The sequence below is a fragment of the Pseudomonas sp. SDO5522_S412 genome, assembly GCF_054071215.1.
Map to the genome: position 1 here is coordinate 48,060 of NZ_JBSVWQ010000017.1, position 12,552 is coordinate 60,611.

The following is a 12,552-nucleotide window of genomic DNA, read 5'->3' on the forward strand; positions in this document are numbered from 1 at the left end:
CAGCGAGTGTAGTCACACACGCGAGTTTGTTTCTAAACAGACACACACTAAAGCCAAACCTCCTTTTCCAGAAACAAAAAAAATGGCGCCCCATGGGGCGCCATCCTTTTTGACCGAAGCGTCGTGTTACTTGCGCTTCATCGACAGGAAGAACTCGTCGTTGGTCTTGGTGGTTTTCAGCTTGTCGATCAGGAACTCGATGGCCGCAACTTCGTCCATCGGGTGCAGCAGCTTGCGCAGGATCCACATGCGCTGCAGTTCGTCATCGGCGGTCAGCAACTCTTCGCGGCGCGTGCCGGAACGGTTGATGTTGATGGCCGGGAACACCCGCTTCTCGGCGATACGACGGTCCAAAGGCAGTTCCATGTTGCCGGTACCTTTGAACTCTTCGTAGATCACTTCATCCATCTTCGAACCGGTTTCAACCAGTGCGGTGGCGATGATGGTCAGCGAGCCGCCTTCTTCGATGTTCCGCGCAGCGCCGAAGAAACGTTTCGGTTTCTCCAGGGCGTGGGCATCGACACCACCGGTAAGCACCTTGCCGGAGCTTGGGATCACGGTGTTGTAGGCACGGGCCAGACGGGTGATGGAGTCGAGCAGGATCACCACGTCTTTCTTGTGTTCGACCAGGCGCTTGGCCTTCTCGATCACCATTTCGGCAACCTGCACGTGGCGGGTTGGCGGCTCATCGAACGTCGAGGCAACCACTTCGCCGCGCACGGTGCGCTGCATTTCGGTTACTTCTTCCGGACGCTCATCGATCAGCAACACGATCAGGTGAACTTCAGGGTTATTACGGGCGATGTTCGCTGCGATGTTCTGCAGCATGATGGTCTTGCCGGCTTTCGGCGGGGCCACGATCAGGCCGCGCTGGCCTTTGCCGATCGGGGCACACAGGTCGATGACACGACCGGTCAAGTCTTCGGTGGAACCGTTGCCGGCTTCCATCTTCATGCGCACGGTCGGGAACAGCGGCGTCAGGTTCTCGAAGAGAATCTTGTTTTTCGCGTTCTCGGGACGATCGTAGTTGATCGTGTCGACCTTGAGCAGGGCGAAATAACGCTCGCCTTCCTTTGGAGGGCGGATCTTGCCAACGATGGTGTCACCGGTGCGCAAGTTGAAGCGACGGATCTGGCTCGGCGAGACGTAGATATCGTCTGGGCCGGCGAGATAGGAAGCGTCTGCAGAGCGGAGGAAGCCGAAGCCGTCCTGGAGAATCTCCAGCACGCCATCACCGGAGATTTCCTCGCCGCTTTTCGCGTGCTTTTTCAGCAGGGAGAAAATCACGTCCTGCTTGCGCGAACGGGCCATATTTTCTATGCCCATCTGTTCGGCCAATTCGAGCAGTTCGGTAATCGGCTTTTGCTTGAGTTCAGTCAGATTCATATAGGAATGACGTAATCATTTATGGAGGGGGGGAAATTAAGCTTTTGGCTTAATGAGGCCGCGCCGCAGAGAAGGCGACAGGATCGCGTACTAATCGAAAAGGAGAGCGTCGGCGACGGCTTGCAGGGGGCAGTGGAGAAACCAGTGCGGGGCCGAATGTACCACCTGAGTTTCAGAGCGTCTAGCCCTGTTTCACGAAAAAGCCCCGCAAATTGCGGGGCTTTTTGAGGACGCTTAGATATTGGCGTCGAGGAAAGCCTGCAGCTGGGACTTCGACAGCGCGCCGACCTTGGTGGCCTCGACGTTGCCGTTCTTGAACAGCATCAGGGTCGGGATACCACGCACGCCGTGCTTGGCCGGAGTTTCCTGGTTGTCGTCGATGTTCAGCTTGGCAATGGTCAACTTGCCTTCGTAAGTGGTGGCAATGTCGTCCAGGACCGGAGCGATCATTTTGCAAGGACCGCACCACTCAGCCCAGTAGTCAACCAGCACCGGGCCCTGGGCCTTCAGTACTTCGGCCTCGAAGGTCGCGTCGGTGACGTGCTTGATAAGATCGTTGCTCATGGATGTCTCCGGGTTGTAAGCAAAAAAAACGTTGCCCATCATAGCCGCCCTTCCCGCGTTCAGGAAGCTGCAGCTGATTGACTCTTCCTATGATGGCGCATGAGTTTGGGTATAGCCCAACTCATGGGGTTACGGGAGTGATGAAGGCAATCCCTGTACGCAACGCCGCGTTACGCACATGTTCCTGCATGCTTTTCTGCGCCGCCCCGCTGGCGCGTCGGGCCAGGGCACGGAGGACCTTGCGGTGCTCCTGCCAGGTCTCCATGGCCCGCTCCGGCCGGATGAACGGTAGTTTCTGGCTCTCCAGGAACACCTCGGCACTGGCGCTGAGGATGCTCACCATCGCCTGATTGCCGCTGGCCAGCAGGATGCGCCGGTGGAATTCGAAGTCCAGCCGGGCGGCTGCCTCGAAATCACCGGCCTTCAGCTCCTTGCGCATCGCCTCGACGTTATCTTCCAGGATGTCCAACTCCCCGGTGGTCAGCATCACCGCCGCCAGCCCCGCCGCAAAACCTTCCAGGGCGTAGCGCAGTTGAAAGATATCCAGCGGCGTCGCCTGTGCCGTAAACGGCCAGGCCAACCCCGGCAGCTCTTCGGCCGCTTGCACGAACACGCCTTTGCCCGGCTGCACACTTACCACGCCCAAGGCACTGAGTGACGACAAGGCTTCACGCAAAGAGGCCCGGCTCACGCCCAATTGCAGCGCCAGGTCGCGCTGGGAGGGCAACGCATCACCCGGCCCGAAGCCCTCGTCAGCGATCAATTTGCGGATGGCCTGTAGCGCCACTTCCGGTACGGCTTGGGCGATGGAATTCATAAGAAACTCAGGTTTCCAGTCAACTGAGCGGCTAGTTGTAAAGCTATTCGCAGCGCCCGGCAAGCCACGCCCCAAAGGGGCTCGCGCGGTTTTGAAGGCGCTCGAAAAGGGTGCAGAAAACCCAGTAACTGTTCAGACCAGTAAGACCGCCAAGACTCAACAGCCACCGGCTCTGGCGCGAAATACGGCGGTGCTGGCATGGGCTGTGCACTGGCAAAAACCGGAAAATCCTTTCGTCCTTTTCGGAGAGTCGCCATGACCAAGCGTTGCAGCGCCCTGCTCACTGCCCTGTTTGCCAGCCTGATGCTGAGCCAGGCGCCCGCCCAGGCCAACGGTCTGGACGATATCGTCGCCCGTGGCACCCTCAAGGTGGCCGTGCCCCAGGATTTCCCGCCGTTCGGCTCGGTCGGCCCGGACATGAAGCCCCGCGGCCTGGACATCGACACCGCAAAGCTTTTGGCCGACCAGCTCAAGGTCAAGCTTGAACTGACCCCGGTCAACAGCACCAACCGCATCCCGTTCCTCACCACCGGCAAGGTCGACCTGGTGATTTCCAGCCTGGGCAAGAACGCCGAGCGCGAGAAGGTCATCGACTTCTCCAAGGCCTACGCGCCCTTCTACCTCGCCGTATTCGGCCCTCCCGATGCGCCGATCAGCACCGTAGACGACCTCAACGGCAAAACCATCAGCGTGACCCGTGGCGCCATCGAAGACATCGAGCTGACCGCCGTGGCGCCTAAAGAGGCGACGATCAAGCGCTTTGAAGACAACAACTCGACCATCGCCGCCTACCTCGCCGGCCAGGTGGACCTGATCGCCAGCGGCAACGTGGTGATGGTGGCCATCAGCGAACGCAACCCCAAGCGCGTGCCGGCACTGAAAGTGAAGCTCAAGGACTCGCCGGTGTACGTGGGCGTGAACAAGAACGAGCCGGCGCTGCTGGACAAGGTGAACCAGATCCTGGTCGCGGCCAAGGCCGACGGCAGCCTGGAAAAGAATGCATTGCAGTGGCTCAAAGAGCCGCTGCCGGCTGATCTCTGAGCGCGGTAACGAGGGTTAGCCTATGGCCTATCAATTCGACTTTGTGCCGGTCCTGGCCAATACCGATCTGTTGCTGCGCGGCGCGCTGTTCACACTTGAACTGACCGCCATCGGCGCCGTGCTGGGTGTGGCGCTGGGAATCGTCGGCGCTGTGGTGCGGGCGTGGAAGATCCAGCCGTTCAGTTGGATCTTCGGCGTGTACGTCGAGTTGATCCGCAACACGCCGTTCCTGGTGCAGTTGTTTTTCATCTTCTTCGGCCTGCCGTCCCTCGGCCTGAAAATCACCGAATGGCAGGCGGCAGTGCTGGCGATGGTGATCAACCTGGGGGCGTACTCCACCGAGATCATCCGCGCCGGGATCCAGGCGATCCCCCGCGGGCAACTGGAAGCGGCGGCCGCGCTGGCGATGACACGTTTCGAGGCGTTCCGCCATGTGGTGTTGCTGCCCGCGCTGGGCAAGGTCTGGCCGGCCCTGAGCAGCCAGATCATCATCGTGATGCTCGGCTCGGCGGTCTGCTCGCAGATCGCCACCGAGGAACTGAGCTTTGCCGCCAATTTTATCCAGTCGCGCAACTTCCGCGCCTTTGAAACCTATGCGCTGACAACCCTGGTCTACCTGTGCATGGCGTTGATGATCCGCCAATTGCTGAACTGGATCGGCCGGCGCTATGTCATGAGGAACGCCCGATGAGTGATTTTTCGTTCTGGGACATCGTGCGCAACCTGCTCACCGGTTTGCAGTGGACCTTGCTGCTGTCGCTGGTGGCGTTCATCGGCGGCGGCGTGATCGGCTTGCTGGTGATGACTATGCGCATCAGCACCAAGGCGTTCCCGCGCAATGTCGCCCGCACCTATATCGAGCTGTTCCAGGGCACGCCGCTGTTGATGCAACTGTTCCTGGTGTTCTTCGGCATCGCCTTGCTCGGCGTGGACATTTCGCCCTGGCTGGCGGCGGCGATTGCCTTGACCCTGTTCACCAGCGCCTACCTGGCCGAAATCTGGCGTGGCTGCGTCGACTCCATCGCCCACGGCCAATGGGAGGCGTCCGCGAGCCTGGCCCTGAACCCGCTGGAGCAATTGCGCTATGTGATCCTGCCCCAGGCCCTGCGCATTGCCGTGGCGCCAACCGTGGGTTTCTCGGTGCAAGTGGTCAAGGGCACCGCCGTGACCTCGATCATCGGCTTCACCGAGCTGACCAAGACCGGCGGCATGCTCGCCAACGCTACCTTCGAACCCTTCATGGTCTATGGCCTGGTGGCGCTGGGTTACTTCCTGCTCTGCTACCCCTTGTCCCTCAGTGCGCGCTACCTGGAAAGGAGACTGCATGCCTCTGCTTAGAATTTCCGCCCTGCATAAGTATTACGGCGATCACCACGTACTCAAGGGCATCGACCTGAGTGTCGAAGAAGGCCAAGTGGTGGCGATCATCGGTCGCAGCGGCTCGGGCAAATCCACCCTGCTGCGCACCCTCAATGGCCTGGAGTCGATCAACGACGGCGTGATCGAGGTCGACGGCGAATACCTCGACGCCGCCCGCGCCGACCTGCGCACCCTGCGGCAGAAAGTCGGCATGGTGTTCCAGCAGTTCAACCTGTTCCCACACCTGACGGTGGGCGAAAACGTCATGCTTGCGCCGCAAGTGGTGCAGAAAGTGCCGAAAGCCAAGGCCGCACAATTGGCGCGACAGATGCTTGAGCGCGTTGGGCTGGGGGAGAAGTTCGACGCGTTCCCCGATCGTTTGTCCGGCGGCCAGCAGCAGCGGGTAGCAATCGCCCGGGCTCTGGCGATGTCGCCCAAAGTGCTGCTGTGCGATGAAATCACCTCGGCCCTGGACCCGGAGCTGGTCAACGAAGTGCTCAGCGTAGTGCGCCAACTGGCCAAGGATGGCATGACACTGATCATGGTCACCCATGAGATGCGTTTTGCCCGGGAAGTGGGTGACAAGCTGGTGTTCATGCACCAGGGCAAGGTGCATGAAGTGGGCGACCCGAAAATCCTGTTTGCCAATCCGCAGACCGCCGAGCTGGCCAACTTCATTGGTTCGGTGGAGCGCACGGACTGAGGCATCAAGCCCCGGGCGCCCACTCAAAACCGCCCTGCCCCTCAAATGTCGTTTCATCCCTGACGGCCAGCAAAGCCGCAGGCAGGAAGGTCTCGACGTTGACCAGGGCGGTGAAGCGGCGCCCATGCACCGGCATACCCGCTACGTGTGCAACAAGCCTATGGCCCGGCAGCAATCGTCCGGTCGCCGGCTCTTCAGACAGGTGCGGCATTACCAGCTCAACGGATTTTCCATCGACTTGAGCGGACTGCAGGCTCAGGGTGAAATGCCCCTGGCGCCCAAACCGAAAGCCCTCCAGGCCTGCGGGTACGCCCGTAAAGCGCAGCGCCATGGATACCGGCACCTCACAGGCCATGCTCAGGCGAAGCGTGCGCTTGCCCAGCGCGATCTGTGGGTCGCCCCGCTCGGCCTGGCGAACCAGGCCGTAATCAACCCGGGGCTGGCTCAAGGACACCTGGCAGTTATCTGCCCGCGCCTCATTGGCCAACACCACGACAAACAGCAGCAGGTAAAGGATAAGCCCATGACGCAGGCGTACACCGTCAAAAGGCCCCACCGGCTCAGAGGGTACGGCAGACCGCCGAACCTGTTTCATAGAATTTGTCGTCATTGGATTCTGGCTCAAGGTTCAGTTGCAACAAGCAGGTGCTTGAATCTGGCAAGGAGATGTTCAGCGCTCGCGACTCATCCAGGCTGTTAAGGAAGACCATGCCCTCGCCCACGACGCTGGTCAGGAAAGCATTGTTGCTGTCGAGAACCGAGGCTCCCTGGGGCAAGGGTTGGCCGTGCGCGTCACGGACCTCAAGCAATACACGGCGCACTTTCACTACTTCGAAATCGATCGTGTTGAAAGAACCGCGTCCGGCCGCAAGGACCTTGGTGCCGTTTTTCAGATCGATGCGCTTGGGCAGGGATTGGGTTTGCACCTCGACATTGCTGCTGCGGTAGGCAGGCAGGCTGGCGATCACCGCCTGCCCGCGGTAGTCAGTCCAGACCGGCCCCTGCGGCGTCGAAACCTTGGCTGCCCCGACATTACCCACCGAGACAATTCCAAAGGTGTCCTGGACGGCATAGGGCGAGAACGTCATGCCTCTGTCGTGGGCCACCACGCCGCCCTGCAATTGGCCGGTATATCCGGTGCTCAATGAATCATGTCGCACACCCAACCCTATCTGGGTGTAACGCGGCATGGCATTCACGCGGGCGTGAACAGCCTGTGTACGGCTCGCCTGTTCACGCGCAACCCCCACTTCATAGTTCACATAGTCGTTGACCCGATCGCTGAAGGCGGTCCCAAGATCGAACCTGTCGCCCCGCCGACTGGCATACGAGGTGACGCGGCGATCCCCACCGAACGGCACGGTGACCTGCAACCGAAGCGAAAGCCCCTTATCCGACACATCGCTGCGCTCGTCTCGAACGGTGTTCTTGACCTTGCGCGGTCGAGAGCCGCCCACCCGGGAATCCGCAATCAAAGCCACCTGGGTGCCATTGAACTGCTGGTTCCATGAGGCAAAGACGTGTTCGGCGGAGCGATCATCAAATTGCGAGCTACGGGAATAACTGACGGAAAAGCCTCCCAGGGACGGGTCGACCCAACTCAAACCTACCGTGTATTGGTCCTTGAAGCGGGCATCCCGCTGGTCACGCCGCGTCGACTGCCCCACTTCCAGTACTTCGCGATAATCCCGCGTCTGGGTAGTGGCACTCGACGTCATTTCAATGCCGGCGAACAGCGGACTTCCCACGGTGACGGAGCTGCGAGCCCCGGTAACTTCGTCCCGGCCATCGCGAGACAGGTTCTGGCGCACGCCAACCGAAAGGTGCTGGAAAAAAACACTGCTCCACACGCCACCCGCCGCCTGGTATTCGTCGGTACTCAACAGGCCGAATCCCAGTGACGAGTTGCGCCCCAATCCCCAGGTCCCACTGCCCATCGCCACGACCGGAGGCTCCCCGGCACCCGGATTTGCCCCGCGCACCTTGCCCAGGGAGAAGTAATAACCGGGCTCTATCGGTACCGCCCCCGCAAAGGACGCGGCAGGGACGGTGAACCCATGCCTGCCACCGCGAGTGCCAATGACACTGACCTCAAGATCGCTGGTGCCATTGAGTATGGGTAATCCGGTCAACGTGAACGGGCCTTCCGGTACCAGTGTGGTATGGATCAACACCCCGGCCTGGCGCACCTCGACCCGGGATGGGCTCTGGGCCAAACCTTCGACCACCACGCTGCTGCCACCCGGACTGCGCGATCGGCCATCCGGCGAGAGCTGGAAACCCGACAGCTGTAACCCACCGAACACCGGGTTGTTGCTGGAAATCTGCCCGACCTGGAAGGTCGACTTCAGGGGCGCGAAATCGCGTTGGGCGTAGGCATTCACATGCTCGCTGCTGCGCTTGCCGTTATCGGAGACGAAGAATTGGCGGCTTCGGACGATCCAGTTGCCGATATTGAATCCCGCCTCGGTGTAGGCCGAGACCGAGCGGGAAGAGCCGCTGTTGAAGCGCTCTTCGAATCCCTGCACATCGTAATTGAACAAGGCTGCCGTGCCGCCCCGGGAGAAACTGCCGACATCCCATTCGGCCTCGCGCATTGACTGAGTAGGCACCACCAGCGATACCTCATCGCTGCCGGGGCGCAACTTGACGATGGTCGCGGGGTAAGCACCGAGAAAGTCATGACACGCCTGATCGGGCGCGATACCCGGCCGAATAATCGCGGCTGGCAACCGCAACCCGGCCTTGTCCAGCAGGACCGGGGTAAAACACAACTGCCCCTGGTAATCGAAGCGTGCCTCCACCAGGCCCAATGAGGTGCCGTTGACCTGCAGCCCCACCACGTGCACGCCCTCGCGGAATCGCGCAGCACTGCGAAAATAATGGGCAACCTTCGGGTCGATCCCGTTCGCCGACAAGACCGCCAGATCAAAACCCGATCCGAGCTCCAGCGCGCAGGCGGGAAGGCTCCACAGCGTTGCCAGGCCGATACAAGTCCGGGAAACCGAGATTCGAATGGGTCGTACAGAGAGGCTCCAATCGTTTGCATGGGTAGCATTTCTCATAGACCGCTCAACCCGCCTCGACAACAACGGAGGCTTCGTAGGCGGTTGCCGAATACCCGTAGACCGTCGCGGGTTGAATCTCGACACCGCTGACCTGGGCCACCGCCTCTTCGATGCGGGTCGATAACACTTCGCCAGGCAGGATATAGGTGCGCGGCAATATCGCCGGGTGCCTCGACGGCAGCAGGTGTACCTCCAGCCCCATCCGGACCACGTAGGCACTGTCGTTATGAACCGTCAGCCGATTTCCCCGCAGCTTCCACTTCAGCAACTTCCATGGCTCCTGATGCCGCGGCAAGCCCTGGGGGTGCAGGATCAGCGGTAAGTCCTGTCGAATGGTCACTCCAATGGTCGAGCGCCCTTCGGCGCGCGCCTGCGGAATACCTTCAAAGGTGACGCGCTTCAATCGCTGAGTCTTGAGCGGCTGCTTCAAGGTACTGATAAACCGCACAAGTTGTGTTTCGCCCGGTTCGACACGGGCGATAGGAGGCGTAACGATCAAGAGTGTCTCCGGATCTTCCGGGACGTTTTGAATGACTGTGTGAAGTAAAGCAGGGCCAGCGTCCGTATTTTTTACGTTGATCGTCGCGTCACCGTTCTCTTCATAAAGAATAACAACGGATGTTTCCGGCTCCATCCCATCCGCTCTTACACTGCCAGAAACTAAAAAATAAAGATTCGCACACCAGAACAGAGCATTAACTGCATTTAAAAGACGACTCATCGAAATCTACCCGCAACCAGATAACGCACCGTTGACAATCACGAAATACCTATACGCATATAAAGAGCCAGCACGAAGCCACGCGCGACCGCCTGCTAAATGCTGGCCGTGTTTATAGAGTTAGATTCGAGTTACTACCAAAGTAGCAGCTCCATTCAATTGAATATCCCTGCTGAGATCCAGTGCATCGCCGCGATTGATCACAGCCTTGACTACGAGAGTGCCGGTAACGGAAGAGACCGCGACTGGAGTTGTGTTGTTATTACGGCTCCAGGAGTGCTGGTAAGGAGATTTTTCGACCTTGCCGTCACTGGTGCTCCAGGCACCGCCGGAGCTTGTCCTTCTAAGCGGGTACAGCGTAGCGCCGACAGTGGTCAAGGTGGCGAGCCTGATCGAATAGCCACCGGTATTCCTGGTTCCGACCGCGCCAAGGCCAAAGTTGTGGTTGTCGGTGAAGCCGGTTCCCAGGATCCCCCTTACGACACTGTTTGTTTGTGAGTCAGTAACGGACAGTGCCATCTGGGCAGCCGCCGCACCACAGTTGACGTTTAACGGCAGCGACTTTTCCGGCAGAGGATAGAAAGAGGTCAGCGGAATGCTCGACGCATTGATCGTACCGTAATCAACGGTGCCACCTGTGGCGCCGAGGTTTACCGTGCATGCAGCTGGTTTAATGGTTCCGGTGACTCTGAGGTTCCCGGCACCACTTGTATTTGCTTGAGTACCCATGCTTACCGCCAGGCCAACGACAACTATTGCCAAACCAAATGTTCTGTTCATGTTCATGTTCATCCTGTCACTGAAGTTCTCAGGTGCATGTGGTTCGCCGGGCTATTCCATACCCAACTGCTATCAACCTTGATAGGCAAACTACAAATAGTTAACACCACGGCTTAATTGCCGAGTGACAGTCTCTCTCGTAAACACCCGAAGAAAGAATGAGACGACGCCTGAACTAGTGTCAGAGCGGTAAAAAAACAATGTCCCCTTAGATCATCCTTGCAGTAGTCCTGACTTAATTATCGACTGGAACAAATAACCCAGCCATGTAGGCATATTCAGGAAGCCTATTAAAGCTGGAGATTTCCGTTACTCCACTTGCCCTACTGAACAATCGCCAGGCGCATCAAGAATCGCCCTACATATCCTGCAGATTTTCCTCCAAGACACCGATGAGCGAATTCCGGAAGCACTACGCGTTGGCGTCAGCGGTTGATCGTGGCACGATGGCGAGGTTATCGACCGAGACCCCTTAACCATGCCGCAATCCCAAGCCAAGAATCTGTCCCTGATCGCCGCCATCGACCTGGGCTCCAACAGCTTCCACATGGTCGTGGCCAAGGCCCAGAACGGCGAAATCCGCATCCTTGAGCGGCTCGGCGAGAAAGTGCAGCTGGCTGCCGGGATCGACGACGAGCGTCAGCTCAATGAAGAATCCATGCAGCGCGGGCTCGATTGCCTGAAGCGCTTTGCCCAACTGATCAACGGCATGCCCCCGGGCGCCGTGCGGATCGTCGGCACCAACGCCCTGCGCGAAGCCCGCAACCGGGGCGAGTTCATCCGCCGCGCCGAGGAAATCCTCGGGCACCCGGTAGAGGTCATCTCCGGCCGCGAGGAAGCGCGCCTGATCTACCTCGGCGTGTCCCACACCCTGGCCGACACTCCGGGCAAGCGCCTGGTGGCCGACATCGGCGGTGGCAGTACCGAATTCATTATTGGCCAGCGCTTCGAGCCGCTGCTGCGCGAAAGCCTGCAAATGGGCTGCGTCAGCTACACCCAGCGCTATTTCAAGGACGGCAAGATCACCCCGGCCCGCTACGCCCAGGCTTATACGGCGGCGCGGCTGGAGATCATGAGCATCGAGCACGCCCTGCACCGCCTGACCTGGGATGAGGCCATCGGTTCGTCCGGCACCATCCGCGCCATCGGCCTGGCCCTCAAGGCCGGCGGCCATGGCGCTGGCGAGGTCAACGCCGAAGGCCTGGCCTGGCTCAAGCGCAAGCTGTTCAAGCTGGGGGATGCCGAGAAGATCGACTTCGAAGGCATCAAGCCTGATCGCCGCACCATTTTCCCGGCGGGCCTGGCGATTCTCGAAGCGATTTTCGACGCCCTTGAACTGCAACGCATGGACCACTGCGATGGCGCCCTGCGTGAAGGGGTGCTCTACGACCTGCTGGGCCGTCATCATCATGAAGACGTCCGTGAGCGCACCCTCAGCTCGTTGATGGAGCGTTACCACGTCGACCTGGAACAGGCGGCGCGGGTTGAACGCAAGGCGCTGCATGCTTTCGACCAGGTCGCAGCGGATTGGGACCTGGAAGACGGCGTGTGGCGTGAACTGCTGGGCTGGGCGGCCAAGGTCCATGAAGTGGGGCTGGACATCGCCCACTACCATTACCACAAGCACGGCGCCTACCTGATCGAGCACTCGGACCTGGCGGGTTTCTCCCGTGAAGACCAGCAGATGCTCGCGCTGCTGGTACGCGGCCACCGCCGCAACATCCCCCGGGACAAGTTTGCCGAGTTCGGTGCCGAGGGCATCAAGCTGATTCGCCTGTGCGCGCTGCTGCGGTTTGCGATCCTGTTCCACCACATCCGTGGTACCCAGGAAATGCCGCAAGTGGTCCTGCGGGCCAATGCCGACAGCCTGGACGTGGTATTCCCGAAGAACTGGCTGGATGAAAACCAGCTGACCCAGGCGGATTTCGCCCAGGAAGCCGAGTGGCTGACGCGGGTTGGGTTCACGCTGAACGTGCGCTGATATGAGTGAGTGACGCGGAGCGTCACAGGATGTATTCCCACGCAGAGCGTGGGAACAATCCAACGCCACAAAACAAATGTGGGAGCGGGCTTGCTCGCGAAGGCGGAGTGTCAGTCAACAGATTCATCGACT

12 protein-coding genes are annotated in these 12,552 nt (G+C 59.8%); 5 read left to right on the forward strand and 7 right to left on the reverse strand.

The window, feature by feature from the left end:
* Positions 1 to 126: 126 nt before the first annotated feature.
* The 3 genes from rho to ACW9I6_RS06735 form a co-directional block, all read right to left on the reverse strand.
* Positions 127 to 1,386 carry a transcription termination factor Rho gene (gene rho / locus ACW9I6_RS06725; RefSeq protein ID WP_008438874.1) on the reverse strand — a complete coding sequence of 420 codons (1,260 nt, stop codon included), beginning with the start codon at positions 1,384 to 1,386 and terminating at the stop codon, positions 127 to 129.
* A 234-nt stretch (positions 1,387 to 1,620) separates the two neighbouring features.
* A complete protein-coding gene (gene trxA, locus ACW9I6_RS06730; RefSeq protein WP_003213989.1) occupies positions 1,621 to 1,950 on the reverse strand; it encodes a thioredoxin TrxA in 330 nt (109 codons plus the stop codon).
* Positions 1,951 to 2,071: 121 nt separating this feature from the next.
* Positions 2,072 to 2,767, reverse strand: a complete 696-nt coding sequence (locus tag ACW9I6_RS06735; protein WP_457339076.1) for a FadR/GntR family transcriptional regulator — start codon at positions 2,765 to 2,767, stop codon at positions 2,072 to 2,074.
* A gap of 255 nt (positions 2,768 to 3,022) precedes the next feature.
* Here ACW9I6_RS06735 and ACW9I6_RS06740 point away from each other — a divergent pair, with 255 nt between their 5' ends.
* The 4 genes from ACW9I6_RS06740 to ACW9I6_RS06755 are packed head-to-tail and all read left to right on the forward strand — an operon-like array spanning position 3,023 to position 5,870.
* A complete protein-coding gene (locus ACW9I6_RS06740) occupies positions 3,023 to 3,808 on the forward strand; it encodes a transporter substrate-binding domain-containing protein (protein ID WP_457339077.1) in 786 nt (261 codons plus the stop codon).
* Positions 3,809 to 3,830: 22 nt separating this feature from the next.
* Positions 3,831 to 4,499, forward strand: coding sequence for an amino acid ABC transporter permease (locus ACW9I6_RS06745; protein WP_003213995.1), 669 nt, complete (start codon positions 3,831 to 3,833; stop codon positions 4,497 to 4,499).
* Positions 4,496 to 5,146, forward strand: coding sequence for an amino acid ABC transporter permease (locus ACW9I6_RS06750; protein WP_003213996.1), 651 nt, complete (start codon positions 4,496 to 4,498; stop codon positions 5,144 to 5,146). The genes ACW9I6_RS06745 and ACW9I6_RS06750 overlap by 4 nt, the downstream gene beginning before the upstream one ends.
* The gene (locus ACW9I6_RS06755; RefSeq protein ID WP_003213999.1) at positions 5,133 to 5,870 is read left to right on the forward strand and encodes an amino acid ABC transporter ATP-binding protein; all 738 of its coding nucleotides are present in this window, start codon (positions 5,133 to 5,135) and stop codon (positions 5,868 to 5,870) included. The genes ACW9I6_RS06750 and ACW9I6_RS06755 overlap by 14 nt, the downstream gene beginning before the upstream one ends.
* 4 nt (positions 5,871 to 5,874) lie before the next feature.
* Here the strand turns inward: ACW9I6_RS06755 and ACW9I6_RS06760 are convergent, their stop codons facing one another.
* From ACW9I6_RS06760 to ACW9I6_RS06775, 4 genes are all read right to left on the reverse strand, one after another.
* A complete protein-coding gene (locus tag ACW9I6_RS06760; RefSeq protein ID WP_457339078.1) occupies positions 5,875 to 6,465 on the reverse strand; it encodes a hypothetical protein in 591 nt (196 codons plus the stop codon).
* Positions 6,431 to 8,881 carry a fimbria/pilus outer membrane usher protein gene (locus ACW9I6_RS06765; protein ID WP_457339081.1) on the reverse strand — a complete coding sequence of 817 codons (2,451 nt, stop codon included), beginning with the start codon at positions 8,879 to 8,881 and terminating at the stop codon, positions 6,431 to 6,433. The genes ACW9I6_RS06760 and ACW9I6_RS06765 overlap by 35 nt, the downstream gene beginning before the upstream one ends.
* Before the next feature lie 61 nt (positions 8,882 to 8,942).
* Positions 8,943 to 9,659: a fimbria/pilus chaperone family protein gene (locus ACW9I6_RS06770; RefSeq protein WP_457339079.1), complete on the reverse strand. Its 717-nt coding sequence runs from the start codon at positions 9,657 to 9,659 to the stop codon at positions 8,943 to 8,945.
* 120 nt (positions 9,660 to 9,779) lie between these two features.
* Complete coding sequence (locus ACW9I6_RS06775; RefSeq protein WP_457339080.1) at positions 9,780 to 10,439, reverse strand: DUF1120 domain-containing protein; 660 nt, start codon at positions 10,437 to 10,439, stop codon at positions 9,780 to 9,782.
* A 478-nt stretch (positions 10,440 to 10,917) separates the two neighbouring features.
* Between ACW9I6_RS06775 and ppx the strand changes: the two genes are divergently transcribed.
* Positions 10,918 to 12,420, forward strand: coding sequence for an exopolyphosphatase (ppx, locus tag ACW9I6_RS06780; RefSeq protein ID WP_102370143.1), 1,503 nt, complete (start codon positions 10,918 to 10,920; stop codon positions 12,418 to 12,420).
* The last annotated feature ends 132 nt before the right edge of the window (positions 12,421 to 12,552 follow it).